Consider the following 16,139-nt stretch of genomic DNA (forward strand, 5'->3'; position numbering starts at 1 on the left):
GCCGCCGCAGAAACGTTGTGTTTTCGAGTTGACTGACTAACAAAAGACTGCCAGACGAGGCAGGCGATCGCCGAAAGACTTATCGATCAATCAGATTTCCAAAACCGCAGGGTGCGATCGTCCATTGCACCTTAAACAAACAGAATTACTATCACTTTAACTGATACAAATAGGCAGACGCTCCAGGTTGTTCAATGGAATCCAATCGTTGCCCAATGGAATCCAAACGAGCCTTAGACACACCTCGTCCTTTCTCATTAACTCCTGCAAAGAGAAACCATAGCCGTTGTCCAGGTTTGAGATGATTCGCTTGCATGAAAGTGTGCCAAATCTGAGGTGAGAAATCACGTTTGTAATGAAATAAAAAGGCATCATAGTTACCGACGTAATCGGCTTTGGTATAGCCAAATTTGTCTGCATAATACCGGAAGTTATTAAAGGCATCGCCCACATAAAGAATATCGCCTGGTTGCTGACGAGTTTTGACATACGCAAGCACGGGTCGGAGTTCCTCTTTCTTTTCTGGATGAAAGATAAAGCTCGTCGTCTGTTGCAGGGGAGGTATGAGCAATAAACTCGCCAATACAACACCCACAATGCCAACCGCTTTGCGTTTAGAAAATTGAGCTAAAAGAGAGCCGATGCCTTCAGCAATGACCAGAATAAAGAACGGAGCCAGAAACAAAATTAGGCGTGATAGAAACGGGTATTTGTGTAAATAGGCAGCGGCTAAGGTTGTAAAAGAGGGAGCCATTAAAAGCAAAAGCTCCACCTTTCGATTGAGCCTGAAGAAGGCAAAGCAGCCAATGACGAAGGCAATCAGCGCTATGCCATCGAAGGGTCCTGCATAGCCCAAAGGATTATAGAAGACTCGCCCAAAGGAATCAAATAACCAGGGCAGATCAAATATTGTTTCTGGATATTCACGTCCCCACATTCTTTGCAAATTACGACTCGTCATTACATTCGCTGTAATGATGAAGTAAAGTGTAGCAAAGCTAGCAATCCATAAACAATAGCTTGGTAAGCGGTTGATCAGAACAGGTTTTCGCTTTTCTGAGGAAAGCGTGATCCAGTTGGCGGTTTCAATTCCTGCCAATACAAAAACAGCAGGATGCGAAAACCAAACTACGATCGCCCCAATCACTCCTAGCAAGAGCGATCGCCCTTTTGCTAAGAGTTTCCCACGTAGAGGTATTAATAAGAGGCATAGCAAAAGTGCCAGCATGACATCACTGGAATATTGCTTAGTTTCAGTAGAAAAATAAAGTATAAATTTGGAGCAGGCGAAAAGAATCAAAGCAATAGGAACCGCGATCGTTGACACTGCCCACTTGCTCAAGTAATAGAAGGCAATCATTGAAACAATGCCAGCAATTAAGGGAAATAACCGCAAAGAATATTCGCTATTGCCAAATACTTGAATTGCCGTTTTTTCAATCCAAAGGAACCCCGGCGGAGCCGCCTGATCATAATCTAACGGTCGTAACAATTCCAGGTAGGAACGGTTCAGTAAATTCAACACCAACATCACTTCGTCTCCCCATAACGAACGATTGTTCAAGTATTGAGAAATACGCAGAAAAATTCCCCAAAAAACAATCAGTAGCGATAAGCGATCGAGTAGGGTCGATGAAGTGAGCTGATTGAAATTCAAGAAGGAAAACTTATCAGAAAGCTTCATTACAAAAGGGTAGAAGTACAACGCTGCCGCTTTGTTTGAAGACTACTAACACCTTGCAAACAGCCAACCGCTGGCTTAAAAACTATCAGATAAATGTATTCTCTGCAAGGTGGACTATCGCTTCAGCCACGACGAGCTAGTGCCTAAAGTTATTTCCCAAAACTGCGATACCAGTGCGCTAGTAAGGTTGGAGAAACGCCCAGTAGATAGCCAAGAATGATCAATTGGTTAACGGCAGTGGTATGAAAAACGCCCAGTTTCTGCCAGCGACGACCAGAGGTCAGTACCTTATCAGGCACGATCGCAATCCGTCCACGTCGCCTTAAGCGTTGCATGAGGGCAAAGTCCTCCATAATTGGCAACTCTGGAAAGCCGCCGATCGCTCGAAAGGTGATTGCTGGGAGATAAATAGCTTGATCGCCGTAAGGCATTTGGCATAGGCGCGATCGCATATTTACACCCCATTCCACTAAGCGTAGACCTGGACTATGTCCATCAATTGCCAGCTTGAATGCTCCAGCGATCACACCCGGCTGCGTTAACGTTTGACGCATTAGACGATCGAATTGCCTCGGAAGCACTGTATCTGCATGTAGGAACAGCAAAATATCGCCGTTAGCCACAGCACCACCCACATTCATCTGGTGGGCACGTCCTGCGGCTGAACAGACCACTCTGACGTTCCAGTCCACTGCGATGCTCACGGTGTCATCCAGACTGCCACCATCTACCACAATCACCTCCACCTGAGGGAGATTTTGCAGTGCTCTCAGCGTTTGAGGTAAGGTTTCTGCTTCATTCAACGTGGGGATGATGATCGAAATAGGTCGATCGCGTCCAGACATCAAGGGCTGATTCACGGGTTCCTTTGTCACAACACTCTGCATCCTTGTCGTGTTCTAAGAGGTGGTTTGAATGTCTGGCGGTTAAAACCGCGACTACGTAAACGAAGTCCGCCTGTGCGGACTACCGAAAAATGAAGGTTTTGCAACCTGCGGCGGCAGATTTTGCCCGTGTAGCTGCGACTTCAGTCGAAGGCTACTCTACAAGGAACCTGATAGCGCTCAAAACCATCAGCTTACTTTTAGTCAGACTTAGTGTGGTGAGAAAAAATTGAGCGGTGAGAAAAAGTTGAGCGATCGCAGTAGGCGCATGTCGAAAGCATCCGGATGCTGTTTTCTCAGTAGCGAAAGTTGGTGGTACCCCTACAACACGCACTTAAAACGCTCCGAGCGCCAGCGCCTGTAAACGCCTGTAAGCATTGCAATCAAATACTGTCTTTGTCTTGGCTGTGTGTCAGCAACCAAGACAGAGAGCTGCCTGTCAAGCTTTAACCCTTCCAGACATTAATCATGTGCAATCTATGAAATCTAAGTACTTACTTCTGCTTGCGTTCTCTGTGTGGCTAGTGGGCGTTACCACCTCTATGACGGCTCCCATTCGAGCTGCCAATCGGTTGACAGCGGTTCGATTCACGCCTGACGCAGAGACGGCACCAGACACCTACCGAAATTGCCAAACAATTAGCCCAGCCGTGGTTACAGTCTATGCTGGCGATGAAACGGGTTCTGGCAGTATCGTGAGTCCAGAGGGTTTAGTGATTACCAGCAACCACGTCATCAAGGATCGTGCGGGCAGTCAGACGATCGTTGCTCGAACAGCTAATGGTAAGCAATATCGGGGACGGGTGATTAAAGTAGACATCCGCAATGACTTGGCGCTACTGCAACTGGATGCTCAAAATCAGTTCCCGATCGTTCAGTTTCCGATCGTGCCGTTGGCGAGTGCTAATGCGGTGCAGCTTGGTCAGCAGGTTTGCGCGATCGGCAGTCCCTATGGTCGTCCTGGTGCTTTAAGTGAAGGTACGCTGAGCCTGATCAGAAGCAATGGTGACTTACAGGCAAAAATCCGGCTTTATCCTGGCAATTCGGGTGGACCCCTACTCAACCCTCAGGGCGAAATGATTGGCGTGAACAAAGCCATTTTAGAGTCTCGATCGGGTAGAAATACTGGCATCAGCTTTGCCACTAATGTACAGGCAGTCAGAAATTTACTCGGCAACTCTGTGGCTGCGAAGGCTCCTGCTGCGATCGCTCCAACCATTGACCCAACATCGGCACCCTTACTTTCTGAGTCCCTCGCCATTGAATCTCCCACCGTTGAACCCCCTGTAACAGAGTGGACATGGACAGCTCCCGAAGTTCCCAATCAGCAATCAACTCCAGCACCGACGGCGGTCAAGCCGATCGCCCCACAGTCACGCTCAGCCACAGGTAGACGTTTGGGCATGACGGTTGATATACGCAATTTGGTGGTGCAACAGGTGCAGGTAGGTTCAGCCGCCGCTAGCAGCGGTTTTCGACCCGGCGATCGACTCCTTGCCATCAATGGTAGACGGCTCGGTGACTTCACTGCCCTGCAATCGTTTCTCGAACAACAGCCCGATGCGGCACTTTTTACGATCGCACGTGGTCAGAAAATAGCCAGCGTTCAGGTGCGCTTTTAAGCTAAACCCCCCAAACTGGAACCTCTCACTTTCACTGCGCGTCAATCTGCCATATAGCAGTCCTAAATCATGGGTGAGCAAGACTGGATCATTGAGCGGTCAGCCGTCAGCCGTCAGCAAAAAAGCTGATTGTTGATCGCTCATACCAGCGTCATTCTCATCATTCAAATCGGATCGCTATAGCTTTGAAATTTTAGAGCCATTGAACGTGCTAGTTTAGCAACACGATCGGCATGGGCACGTGAAGCGATGAGCCATTGAAGCTGCATTTACCGCGACAGTCTTCTCACTAATTTTTTTCCCAGTTAAGTATCTTTGCGTTCCGAGCGATCGCCTTCTTTTTTTGGAACGCTACGGCAACAGCATCGGTTTTGGTGTCTTCATTCTTGACTCAACCAACATGAAATTCAAGTCTTTGCTGCTTTTTTCCGCATCCTCTGTGTTGATTCATAGTGCCTCTGTAATCGGCATACCTGAGCGCTCGATCGCGCAAGTGACCGCAGGCACATCAGCGAAGTCTGCCGATGGTTATCGCAATTGTCAGCAAGCTGCAAAGGCGGTTGTCACGCTTTATGCGGGTGCAGAAATTGGGACTGGCAGCATTGTTGACGCAGATGGCACCATTTTGACAGCGCTACACGTGGTTAAAGAAGCGGTTAAAAGTCCCAATAAAGTTAAAATTTACGTCAAACTGGCAAACGGTCATCGCTATATTGGGCGGGCGATCGCGAGTGATACGCGTAACGACCTGGCGCTTGTACAAATGCCAGTGGAAGAGACACTCTCAACAGTGCCATTAGCCAGCAGCAGCCCACAGGCGGGGCAGAAAGTCTGTGCGATCGGTAGCCTCGCAGGTCGCGCAGGCATTCTAAGCCAGGGCACGTTCAAAAATTTGCTGGCGAATGGCGACCTGCAATCAGCCGTGCGCCTCACCTACGGCAATTCCGGGGGACCGCTACTGGATGCTCAGGGGATGTTGGTAGGCGTGAATAAATCAATCTGGGTGTCCAATCGTGGCGAAAATACTGGCATTAGCTATGCCACGAGCGCACGAGTAGCACAAAATTTTGTGAACAAGAATCGCCGCACTCCGGTTACTGCAATGGCGAAGCAACCCATCACCATGACGAAGCAGCCAATCATTACACCAGTGCAAGCGCCTCTTCCGGCACCAGGCTTAGTGCCTTCTCCAGCAACATTGCCGCAGCCGACACAAGAACGCGTTGCCTCTACCGCAGGGTTAGGTGCCAGCTTTGACGATCGAACTATGACCGTACAACAAATAGAGCGTGATTCTCCCGCTGCCCTGGGCGGACTACAAATTGGCGATCGGGTCATTGCCATCAACGGCACCCAATTAAATGCACTACAGCAGCTACAAACATTTCTCAGTGCCCAACCCAGTACTGCCATTTTGACCATCGATCGTAACCAACAGGTCACAAACGTTCAGGTGAATTTCTAGTTAGCAGGACTGATGTAGACGAGATCCTCCAACCCCGTGCTGTCGCTTCGCTAGAAAAAGATGGAACGCTCTGGACGGACGCTTTGCGGATCAAACTGCACGCTTCCAATGCGTAAGTCTAGTGAAATGCCTCTCTGCGACGTACCTTCTGACACTGAGGACGATCTATAGTATAGAAATACTAGTCTACAATGACTCTTTCTCTCTGCGTCGGTTTTTAGCAGCAGAGTATGATGGGCTTTAGCGAGTGCGATTGGGATTATAACCACAGCCATACTGGTGAGGACGGGGTGCAGGGTGGAACCCCTTCAGCTTGAGCGCTGTTCGGCTGAGCGCTCACGTCGAAGCTCAGGTCGAAAGCTGGCTGGGGGCATTGCCCCCACACCCCCTTTGCTTCCAATGTCCTAAGCTTTGTGGCGACAGCTATATCAATGCCTTTTGCTAAAAGTGGGCAACGTTACCCAAGTTCGTCAACGCGGGCGCTCTGAACATCAATTTTATGAGATTCAATCGTTGGGTATGGGCAGTTGGACTGTTGTTATTGGCTCATACTCTGGCTGCGTTTATTCCATCCATCCCTAACCTGTCTCTGCCCCGTCCCGCTGAGACGAAAGCAAAACCAAACCAGTCTGAGCCGACGAGTGCCAATGTCTGCCAGACAGCTCGTACATCTGTTCTAACACTCTATATCGACAGCGATTTTGGATCAGGTACCATTGTCAGCTCAGAAGGCTTGGTGCTAACCAACCATCACGTTGTCAAAGCTGCCAGTGACGGACAGGTAAGAGCTAGAAGCTGGGGCGGACAGCTCTACCAGGGACAGGTCGTCGCCACTGACCGCGTGAATGATTTGGCACTCGTGCAGCTCAACACAAAAGAACGCTTGCCAGCGATCCGTCTGGCTAAGCCAGAAGCGATCCAAATTGGACAAAAAGTGTGCGCGATCGGTAGTCCCTATGGTCGTGCTGGCGTGATTACTCGAGGGACGCTCAAAAGCACCCTTGAGAATGGTGATCTACAATCTTCCATCCTTTTGCATCCTGGAAACTCAGGCGGACCGTTGCTCAACAGTCAGGGTGACATGATTGGCATCAACAAGGCAATCTGGCTATCAGATTCCGGTAAGAATGTTGGCATTGGGTTTGCGACAACAACGACAATCGCCCAAGGCTTCATTGAGCAAAATCGACAAAAAGCAGCGGCAATCGCCGCACGTCCTTCAGCGCCTGCTATGCCTTCAGCACAGACCGAGACTGACCAGCAGACGACACCACCAGAGGCTCCTGCTAATTTTGGTTTGCCGCCCGCAACACCGAGCGACGTTCGCTTAGGGGCAATGGTTGACAGTCAATCGCTCGTGATTCAACTTGTAGAGCCAGACTCCCCCGCTGAGAGAGCAGGGCTGAGCGCAGGCGATCGTTTGGTAGCAGTTGACAGTCAGCGGCTTGATCGAGTTGAAGATCTGCAAATATTTTTGCAGCGCCGTCCCAGTAGCGCTGTTTTCACCATCAGCCGGAACCAACGACAGCAAGATGTACGGGTCGGTTTTTGAGCAGCCGTGGCAAAAAATGGATGAAAGCCCTTGCCTCTGCTGTCCAGTTCACTACATTCATCACCCTTTATGATGATTAATTGGTTAAACGTAGCCCTCGCGTTTCACTTTGAAGCTGAAATATCGCGCTTATAGTAACCACTCAACCGATCAGTCTTTACCACTTTAGAGCCTGCATGATCAGCTTTGATGCTATCAAAAAGCAGCAAGAACCGATGAGGGTGTGGTTGCTTTATCAGCAGGATTTGTATCCATTCTCCTTTTCATCGTTTATAGACTTTACTATCGTCAAGCCCTCTGATATTATTTCAACAGAAACATCTCTCTAAACGTTCTCCGTTTTAGATCAAGCTGATCGAATCTAAGCAATTAATATGCACGGCTAGCGATCGGGCATTTAGTGCTGCTCAAGTTCAAGCTTGAACGTTTCAAGGCTACTTAAGCCAAAATTCTGGAAGAATTTCGACTTGATTGAAGCCGCTTTTGTGCGTCTTCAAAGCCTTTCAATACCTGCTGCGAATGCTGCATACGCTGCGGTTACTCACTGAGGCAGGTTTTTAATTCTATCGATCACCATAGACTGTCTTACAGGTACCATATGGAAACATTAGCCTTCATTCATGCCGCTGTTGCCCACGAAGATCCCACTCTTGATCCGGAAGTGACAGCCTTTGAAACTATTGACTTTAAAGCGTCAGGTTCTCTCGCTATGAGTTTTGTTGCAGCAGGCGTTGTAGCAACCACACTGTCTCATGCTGATCAAGCTCAAGCAACCATCTACTACGGACAAAGAGGTTCAGGTGTAGAAGCACTTCAAGCAGCGCTTGGAGTTTCCCGTGATGGCATTTTTGGTCGTGAAACACTATCAGCCTTGAGAACGTTTCAGGCTAACCGGGGCTTAGCAGTCGATGGTATCGCAGGACGTGCAACGCTGCCTGCTCTGGGTCTAGTTGCAAACCTTGGTCCTGGTGGTCCTGGCAGTAGTGGTGGTTCGGTGCCCGTCTCTGGTGGAGCGTATGTCACGGCTGGCAGCGGCTTGATTGTTCGTAACGCTCCTGCTGGCTACGCAATCGGTAGCCGTGGTTATGGGTCGAGAGTGAGTTTGACTGGCGCAGAGCAGTATGCTGGCGGTCGTAATTGGTCTCAACTTTCCAGTGGCGGTTGGGTTGCTAGTGCCTATCTCAGTAGCTACAGCGGTGGCGGCAATGGTGGGACTGTTCCGATCGGCAGTGGTAGTTACGCAGCCGCTGGCAGTGGTCTCCTGGTTCGCAGCGGTCCGGGGGGCTACGTCATTGGAGGCTTGGGCTATGGCGCACCTGTAAGACTTACGGGCGCTACGCAATACGCATCTGGTCGTAGCTGGTCGCAGCTGACAAGCGGCGGCTGGGTTGCCAGTGATTATATTGGCTACCGTTAACTCTCAACTGGCGTAAGTGATTGCTACTTACGCACTACTCAACGAATGTTGGTTTATGTCGCTCTGGTGTTGCTTTTGCTGAAGCAGCGCCAGAGTTCTTGTTTAATTAAGCTTGCTCTAGCAACGCCAGGACAGTTTTGGGCATTAGTTGGTCCTTAAACCAAACCACTTTGGCAGGAAGGTGGTCTACTTTAACGCCCGCCTTTTCTAAGTTCAGCCGTTCTGAAATTGCCAAGATCAGGTCATCGCGCCCCGACTGTCGCACCTGGGAAAATTTTTTCTGCAAATATTCGGGTCGCCAGTAGCCAACGATTTCTAGCAAAAAAGTACGTCCATCGGGGTGAGCGAGGCGAAAATCGGGAATCATGACACTGCCGGGGATGGGGATTAGATCGACTTCGCGCTCTAGCTGCCAGTCAGTCTTGGTTTTCAGCCAGCGATCGACAAAACTTTCTTCCACCATGCTGTCGTAGGTTTTGCCAGGGGGATAGTGTGTAACCAAACCGCAGTCGGAGTTCAGCGTAAAGCGACCCGATCGCACTTTGCCAGAATACAGATCCCGTTGTTGCAGCGTGGCGGTCAGATTCCATTTAGTCACATGCAGCAAGGCAGGCAACAGCATTGCTAGCTTCAAGCCATAGTGTGTGTTGGGTTTGAAGAGGCTGGTGGGACCATCGATCGTGAGCGTAAAGCCATGATCCGCATCGCCTTCGATGTAGGTCATCAACCGAAAGAGCTTGAGGTAACGAAAGAGCAGCTTATACTCGCCGGGATCGTTGCGATGGGCATTCAGCGTGATATGGCTGGCGCGGTAGAACACACCTTGCACTTGAGATAGGTTGTAACGATGCAGTAGTGCTTCTGCTGTGGGCGCTTCAAAGCGAGTCAAAATCTGATTGTCGGGCAGGTCAGCGTAGAGACCAGCGTGAATCTGGGTGGGCAAAACGTCGTGCCCCAGTTCTTGACTGAGGCACTCTGCAAGGTGCTGTAGTGTTGACTGAGTGGCTGACGAACCGCCTGCTTTTTGGGCTGAGAGTGCAAAAACTCGCTGCCGCAGTGCCAGGGGATCAAGAGGACTGATCGTTTCAAAGTGGCTGAAGCTTTCGCTGGTGAGTAGATGGGCAAGACCGCGCTTCATTCTGTAGTCAGTGTTTTCACCCTCTAACGCTTGCAGTTGCCGCTTCAGTTCACCCCTGGTGCCACCTTTTGCAGCTTGGAAGAGAGCAATCAAGCTGTTGGCGATCGCCAGCGTTTGCCCGCCGATCGCTAAACGTTTGGGCACGATTTCTTCACCGCTGTAGCGATACATGAGCAAATCCGTAGGCAACATCTTAAGCTTTACGTCTTTAGACGGACGAAATGTTGAAAAATACTGTCCAAAGTGAGATACCCAAACGAGGACACAAATCGTAAATTCTACAAAACGAGGTTAACTCGTGTTGACTTGATGAACTTAACTGTTCCAAGGGACTAACCCTGCTCAATATTGGACTTTCTAGACATACTATGGTAGCAACTCCTCCCTCTCAAGGTTCTCCTGCTCAGTACGCAACGGATGACCATCAAACAGAAGTCGAATTACTGATAGCAGAACCCAGGCAAGATAGTGAGATTGACCTAGAGTTTCTTTACACTAGAGACATTGAATTTCGTCAGGAAACCATTTATTTTGCGGTTGTCGATCGCTTTTGTGACGGCGATCCTGATAACAGCGAAGGACCCAACCCAGAGCTGTTTGATCCGGAGGGGCAAGACTGGGGCAAGTATTGGGGTGGCGATCTACAAGGTGTGATCGATAAGCTTGATTATCTCAAAAACATGGGTGTAACAGCCCTCTGGCTCACACCGTTATTTGAGCAAGTAGAGGCACTCTTTGTTGATAATGCTGCGATTCACGGCTATTGGACAAGAGATTTTAAGCGTCTTAATCCTCGCTACATTGGCAAAGACGAAGATCCATCGTTGAACAATACTCAGGAGCAAAAAAATACGATCTTCGATCGCCTGATTGAAGCGTTGCATCAGCGCAAAATGAAGCTCGTGCTCGATATCGTCTGCAACCACAGCAACCCTGATTTCAGCGGCAAAAAAGGTGAGCTTTATGACGATGGGGTCAAAATTGCTGATTTCAACGACGACAAAAATAACTGGTATCACCACTACGGCGAAATCACGGACTGGGAAGACGAGTGGCAAATGCAGAACCGCGAACTCGCGGGGCTGGCAACTTTTAACGAAAACAATAGCGACTACCGCGATTACATTAAAAGTGCCATCAAACAGTGGCTCGATCGCGGTGTCGATGCCCTGCGCGTCGATACCGTCAAACACATGCCGATTTGGTTCTGGCAGGAGTTCAACGCCGATATTCAGGCGCATCGACCGGATGTCTTTATTTTTGGCGAATGGATTTATAGCCATCCCGCTGATGATCAATCCGTCGAATTTGTGAACCGTTCTGGCATGACCTTGCTCGACTTTGGGCTATGCGTTGCCATTCGTGCAGCACTGGCACAAGGGGCAGACGACGGCTTTCAGCTCATTCAGGCTATTTTTGACCTGGATCATCGCTATTTTGGGGCAAACGAACTGGTGACGTTCATTGACAACCACGACATGCCCCGGTTCCAGAGCTTGAACCCTGACCCCGAAATGCTGTCTGTTGCGATCGCCCTCATCATGACCAGTCGCGGTATTCCCTGTATCTACTACGGCACCGAGCAGTATCTCCACGACGATACCGATGGCGGCAACGATCCTTACAATCGCCCCATGATGGTTAGCTGGGACACTGAGACGGAACTGTATCGTTCGATTCGCCTACTCTCAGGTCTGCGCCGCCTGAATCCTGCTGTCTCAATGGGTGGACATTGGCAAAAGCACCTGACACCCGATGTCTATTGCTATGCCCGACGCTACCGCGACTCCATCTGTTTTGTCGCGCTCAATCGCGGTGAGGCAACGACGATCGAAGATGTCGATACTGAGCTACCTGATGGCGAACATACCTGCGTGCTGACCCGCAACAAATTTGAGGTCAGTGACAACAAGATTCAACGTTTGGCACTTCCCACCCGTAGCGCGATCATCATCAGCCATGTCGGAGGACGCATCAAAGGGCAGACGATCGTGCGCGTACAGTTGAACGGTGTCGAGACTCAGCCTGGAGAAACGATCGTCGTCACAGGCGATTGCCCTGAACTGGGGAAATGGGACATCGCCAAGGCGTACCCACTGGAATACATCAATACCAACACCTGGTTTGGTGAAATTCCTTTTGAGGAAAGCGCTGGCAAAATGATCACCTATAAGTATGCAATGTGGCGCGAGGGGCAATCACCGCTGCGAGAAAACCTGGTCGCGCGTCGCTGGGTCATTGCCAGCGAAGGCACCGTCAAATGGCGAGATCTCTGGGCATCTGGTCCCGAATCTTAAAGTGGGCTGGCTCTCTTAAAACAATCAAGTTCTTGGCGCATAGCTTGATAAGAGATCTTTATTTCACCCGGTTAGGTGACGCTAGTGGATGAAGTAGTAGTGAACCACTTGCCCGTAGTGTTAGTCCAAGGTTATGACATCGTCTTGTTTTCCTAAAAGCCCTCTTAGCTAAGGGGTTTCGGTGGCCAGGCTGATGGTCAGTTGTTGAGTCTGCTTTTAGTTAGCGTTAGTACAGTACACTCCTGAAGCGATGGCTTTTTGTCAAATGGCTTTGTATTTTGAACGATGGCTTTGCCAATTTGACGATCAAGCAGCTATTCTGCATAAGGTTGCTCCTCGATCGGTGCCATCAACCAAGTTTTTTCGCTTGCAAGTAAGAAACGTATGCAACCTTCTCGTCATTTAATTGTTGTGGGTGTGGGAGTTTTAGTTGCTTTCGGTAATGCGCCACCGGGCTTATCGGAGCCACTCCCCAGTCACTCCCCAGCCATTCCTAACGCCGATGAGCTACTACAGCCTTTCTCCCTGCAAGAATCTACAGCCTCTGTAGAAGCAGCATCTCTCGACCAGCCAAGGATAGTAAAGTCCAAGATAGTTCCGACCGAAAATATTGCACTGACCGCGATCGCGCCTGAGTTTAGTCGGCGAAACGCTCAGACAAGTGTGGCGCAAAGAACGACCGCGATCGCGCCGTCAAGCAAATTTAACCCCTCTGTGGCGATCATACCAGAGCCTAAAAAGGCTGTGATCGCGCAGACAAATCCCTCCACTACACCGAACCTTGCGCCTCTACCTTCTAGCTCTCAACAACAGGCTCCGACGACAACGCAGCCTCCCCTTTCAACGCCAGACCCCGGTCCTTCTAGACCACTGGGACCTGCTAAGCCCGGTATTGCGCCAGAATACCTGAACCCCGACCCGAATCCATTAAGCTTCCCGACGAAACCAGAGGAAGTAAAGCTGCGGGGCATTCAGCCGATCACGTTACAACAGGCGATCGAGTTGGCACAGCGCAACAACCGAAGTCTACAGGTGACTCGCTTACAGTTAGAACGCAGTAAGGCAGCCTTGCGCCAGTCTCAGGCGGCGAGCTTCCCAACATTAAGTGTTCAAAGCACGCTCAGCCGTTCACTGTCTGCCAACAGCGGTCGCAACCAAAACAACGCGCTGTCTGAGCTGTTGGGTGGCAGCAGTAACGATGAGAGTGCGATCAGTAATGCCTTTAGTGCATCAGCAACGCTGAGCTATGACATTTTTACCTCTGGTCAACGCCCAGCTAATATTCGAGCCGCTGAGAGGCAGCTACGCTCGGATGAACTTCAAGTTGAGATCAGTCAAGAGCAACTGAGGCTGGATGTTGCAGGCGATTACTACAACTTGCAGCAGAGCGATGAGTCGGTGCGGATTCAACAGTCATCGGTGCGAAATAACGAAGCCAGTCTGCGCGATACGCAAGCATTGGAGCGGGCAGGCTTAGGCACTCGCTTTGACGTTCTACAATCTGAGGTGCAGTTGGCAAACTCACGTCAGAACCTGACGAACGCCATTGCGCAACAGCAGATCAGTCGGCGACAGCTCGCGCAACGATTGAGTCTTTCACCCGCGATCGACCTGGCGGCGGCTGACCCGGTTGATGTTGCAGGCGAATGGAACCTGTCGCTGGAAGAAAGCATCGTTCTGGCGCTAAAAAACCGGGCAGAGCTGGAACAGCAGCTTGTGCAGCGAGAACAAGCGCAGCAGCAACGGCGAGCCGCTTTGGCAGGCTTAGGTCCTACCGTTACCGCGCAAGCACAGTATCAGTTGTCAGATATTTTAGACGATGACTCTCGCATTGGGGATGGGTATGCTTTTCAATTAGGCGTGAACTGGAACTTATATGACGGTGGCGCATCAGTGGCTCAAGCACAACAGGCAGAAGCAAACATTGCGATCGCAGAGCAAAACTTTGCCGATCAAAGCAACCAGGTGCGGTTCGCCGTTGAGCAAGGGTACGCTAACTTGCTCTCCAACTTTGAGAATATTGGCACCACGACGAGAGCCTTGGGTCAGGCACAAGAAGCACTTCGCCTAGCGCGCTTGCGCTTTCAGGCTGGGGTTGGCACCTCAACCGATACGATCAACGCTGAAAATGCTTTAACGACGGCTGAGGGTAATCGGGTCAATGCGATTATCGGCTATAACCGATCGTTAGCGACCCTCGAACGTGCAGTGACCCATCTGCCCATTCCGACCGGTGCCACCACTCCCAGTCTGGCATCACCTCCAGGTGGCACGCCAGCCACCCCCTTAGTGCCCAGCACAACGACTCCTGGGACTACACCGCCAACAACACCCCCAGGCGCTACGCCTAGCACCACCACTCCTCCTTCTAACAGCACACCTTAATGGTTCTTCTTTGTTTACCATGAAGCTGAAGCTTCACCCCGTCCTCTTTCGGTTTGCTAGACATAAGGATCTCACCATGCTTTCCCACGTCACTGTCGCCCGTTTTCTCTCTGACGCTTCTCGTCGATCGCTCCTAAGCCAGGGAATGAGCGTTGTTAGCGCCGTTGCTATTCTCAGTGGTGGCACCGTCTGGGCACAGTCCGCTGATCTGGTCGTGGAGTCTGCTCCCGAAAGCACTACACCTCCTTCAAGCTTAGAAACCCCTCAGCCGTCTTCCGCTCCGCCCAGCGCGATCGCGCCTGCTGCACCAGAGGCGTTTCCAACGGTAGAAGCGCCGCTCAGCACTGACCTTAAAGTCGTAGCGCCAACCGCTGCTAGTGGTGCAGACGATCGCTACATTGATTCCACTAGTTACAACATTGGTGCAACGGAGCCGAGCGGCAGTGTTGCTCGGCGACCCCAACTGCCGAATGTAGCGTCACCGCTTAATGTTGGTTCGACAGCCGTCGTTGATTACAACGTCACGTCTGGTCGTGCCGTCCCTTCTGTGAAGGACTACTATTACCGCACCTTGCGCCCACCCGCAATCTTGAGCAATGGTAATATTCGTCTCATTTTTCCCCTCTCGATTCCAGCGCCCATTACCTCTCTCTTTGGTTGGCGTACACATCCTATTGAGGGCGGGCAACGCTTTCACTCAGGTACTGATCTAGGCGCACCCATGGGAACGCCCGTCCTTGCAGCCTATGCGGGTAAAGTAGCCTTGGCTGATTTTCTGGGCGGTTATGGCTTAGCTGTTGCCGTCGAGCACAACAAAGGCACTCAGCAAACGCTTTATGGGCACTTATCCGAAATTTTTGTGAAGCCCGGTGAATGGGTGAAACAAGGAATGGTCATTGGAAGAGTCGGCAGCACAGGGTTATCGACTGGACCACACCTGCACTTTGAGTTTCGCCAACTGACCGCAGAGGGATGGGTTGCAATGGATCCTGGCGCGCAGTTGGAATATGCCCTGGCACAATTGGTGAAATCGTTTGACTTTGCTCAAGCTACGGGGGCAGGACTGGGCTTGGGTGGTCGTCTTGGCGCTGTAAATGTGGGTGCTAAGGGCGACATTACGTTGCAAGTAGAGGAACTGAAGAAGCTTAGCCAACGAGAGGATCTGAAAAAGCCAAACAGTGCGGCAGATGCAGGTTGAACGAACGATCGCAACCCTTCAGCACGAGTTACCAACGCTGTTTGAGCGTGATCTTTCCTACGACATCTACAGTCGAGACGTTGAGTTTAGCGATCCCGTGAATCGGTTCAAGGGCAAGTTCAACTACCGCATCATCTTCTGGACGCTGCGGTTTCATGGTCGCCTCTTCTTCACTGACCTTCATTTTGACCTGCACAACGCTCACCAAGCCTCTCCAGAAACCATTCGTGCCGATTGGACTGTACGCGGCACCTTGCGACTGCCCTGGAAGGCAAAGCTTTTTTTCAACGGTTATTCAATCTATACGCTGAACCCGGATGGCTTGATCAGAACGCACGTTGACACCTGGGATCGATCGCCTGGAGCCATTTTGAGGCAGTTTGTTCAGGCGGGCTAAGAGCGGTCAGCTATCAGCGGTCAGCGCTCAGCCATGAGGAGAAGACAGCTTTTTCCTCCACTCCACTGCCAAAGCCTCTCGTCATGCTTAAAAGCTGATA

11 protein-coding genes are annotated in these 16,139 nt (G+C 50.6%); 8 read left to right on the plus strand and 3 right to left on the minus strand.

Annotated features, from left to right (window positions below; genetic code table 11):
* Positions 1 to 151 precede the first annotated feature (151 nt).
* Positions 152 to 1,684, minus strand: a complete 1,533-nt coding sequence (locus tag AC5JO6_RS25635) for a glycosyltransferase family 39 protein (protein ID WP_496083872.1) — start codon at positions 1,682 to 1,684, stop codon at positions 152 to 154.
* A 149-nt stretch (positions 1,685 to 1,833) separates the two neighbouring features.
* Positions 1,834 to 2,559, minus strand: a complete 726-nt coding sequence (locus AC5JO6_RS25640) for a TIGR04283 family arsenosugar biosynthesis glycosyltransferase (RefSeq protein WP_496083873.1) — start codon at positions 2,557 to 2,559, stop codon at positions 1,834 to 1,836.
* Positions 2,560 to 3,047: 488 nt separating this feature from the next.
* On the opposite strand from AC5JO6_RS25640, the gene AC5JO6_RS25645 reads away from it, so the two are divergent.
* From AC5JO6_RS25645 to AC5JO6_RS25660, 4 genes are all read left to right on the plus strand, one after another.
* Entirely contained in the window at positions 3,048 to 4,190 is a 1,143-nt protein-coding gene (locus AC5JO6_RS25645) for a S1C family serine protease (protein ID WP_496083874.1), read from the plus strand.
* A 400-nt stretch (positions 4,191 to 4,590) separates the two neighbouring features.
* Positions 4,591 to 5,655: a S1C family serine protease gene (locus tag AC5JO6_RS25650; RefSeq protein WP_496083875.1), complete on the plus strand. Its 1,065-nt coding sequence runs from the start codon at positions 4,591 to 4,593 to the stop codon at positions 5,653 to 5,655.
* Between the two features lie 499 nt (positions 5,656 to 6,154).
* Positions 6,155 to 7,207, plus strand: coding sequence for a S1C family serine protease (locus AC5JO6_RS25655; protein ID WP_496083876.1), 1,053 nt, complete (start codon positions 6,155 to 6,157; stop codon positions 7,205 to 7,207).
* Positions 7,208 to 7,805: 598 nt separating this feature from the next.
* On the plus strand, positions 7,806 to 8,624 hold the full coding sequence (locus tag AC5JO6_RS25660) for a peptidoglycan-binding protein (protein ID WP_496083877.1): 819 nt from the start codon (positions 7,806 to 7,808) through the stop codon (positions 8,622 to 8,624).
* A 106-nt stretch (positions 8,625 to 8,730) separates the two neighbouring features.
* Here AC5JO6_RS25660 and AC5JO6_RS25665 read toward each other — a convergent pair whose 3' ends face one another.
* Positions 8,731 to 9,954 carry a DUF790 family protein gene (locus AC5JO6_RS25665; RefSeq protein WP_496083878.1) on the minus strand — a complete coding sequence of 408 codons (1,224 nt, stop codon included), beginning with the start codon at positions 9,952 to 9,954 and terminating at the stop codon, positions 8,731 to 8,733.
* Between the two features lie 176 nt (positions 9,955 to 10,130).
* Here AC5JO6_RS25665 and AC5JO6_RS25670 point away from each other — a divergent pair, with 176 nt between their 5' ends.
* The 4 genes from AC5JO6_RS25670 (at position 10,131) to AC5JO6_RS25685 (ending at position 16,039) form a co-directional block, all read left to right on the plus strand.
* Entirely contained in the window at positions 10,131 to 12,059 is a 1,929-nt protein-coding gene (locus AC5JO6_RS25670; RefSeq protein WP_496083879.1) for an alpha-amylase family glycosyl hydrolase, read from the plus strand.
* Between the two features lie 384 nt (positions 12,060 to 12,443).
* The gene (locus AC5JO6_RS25675) at positions 12,444 to 14,444 is read left to right on the plus strand and encodes a TolC family protein (protein WP_496083880.1); all 2,001 of its coding nucleotides are present in this window, start codon (positions 12,444 to 12,446) and stop codon (positions 14,442 to 14,444) included.
* A 76-nt stretch (positions 14,445 to 14,520) separates the two neighbouring features.
* Complete coding sequence (locus tag AC5JO6_RS25680) at positions 14,521 to 15,642, plus strand: M23 family metallopeptidase (protein ID WP_496083881.1); 1,122 nt, start codon at positions 14,521 to 14,523, stop codon at positions 15,640 to 15,642.
* Positions 15,632 to 16,039, plus strand: a complete 408-nt coding sequence (locus AC5JO6_RS25685) for a C6orf136 family protein (protein WP_496083882.1) — start codon at positions 15,632 to 15,634, stop codon at positions 16,037 to 16,039. The genes AC5JO6_RS25680 and AC5JO6_RS25685 overlap by 11 nt, the downstream gene beginning before the upstream one ends.
* The last annotated feature ends 100 nt before the right edge of the window (positions 16,040 to 16,139 follow it).

The organism is Tildeniella sp. (assembly GCF_059505325.1).

Excerpts from the sequence above, each read along its gene's own strand:
- AC5JO6_RS25635 (WP_496083872.1), bottom strand. The coding sequence starts at position 1,684 with ATGAAGCTTTCTGATAAGTTTTCCTTCTTGAATTTCAATCAGCTCACT.
- AC5JO6_RS25645 (WP_496083874.1), top strand. The coding sequence starts at position 3,048 with ATGAAATCTAAGTACTTACTTCTGCTTGCGTTCTCTGTGTGGCTAGTG.
- AC5JO6_RS25650 (WP_496083875.1), top strand. The coding sequence starts at position 4,591 with ATGAAATTCAAGTCTTTGCTGCTTTTTTCCGCATCCTCTGTGTTGATT.
- AC5JO6_RS25655 (WP_496083876.1), top strand. The coding sequence starts at position 6,155 with ATGAGATTCAATCGTTGGGTATGGGCAGTTGGACTGTTGTTATTGGCT.
- AC5JO6_RS25660 (WP_496083877.1), top strand. The coding sequence starts at position 7,806 with ATGGAAACATTAGCCTTCATTCATGCCGCTGTTGCCCACGAAGATCCC.
- AC5JO6_RS25665 (WP_496083878.1), bottom strand. The coding sequence starts at position 9,954 with ATGTTGCCTACGGATTTGCTCATGTATCGCTACAGCGGTGAAGAAATC.
- AC5JO6_RS25670 (WP_496083879.1), top strand. The coding sequence starts at position 10,131 with ATGGTAGCAACTCCTCCCTCTCAAGGTTCTCCTGCTCAGTACGCAACG.
- AC5JO6_RS25675 (WP_496083880.1), top strand. The coding sequence starts at position 12,444 with ATGCAACCTTCTCGTCATTTAATTGTTGTGGGTGTGGGAGTTTTAGTT.
- AC5JO6_RS25680 (WP_496083881.1), top strand. The coding sequence starts at position 14,521 with ATGCTTTCCCACGTCACTGTCGCCCGTTTTCTCTCTGACGCTTCTCGT.
- AC5JO6_RS25685 (WP_496083882.1), top strand. The coding sequence starts at position 15,632 with ATGCAGGTTGAACGAACGATCGCAACCCTTCAGCACGAGTTACCAACG.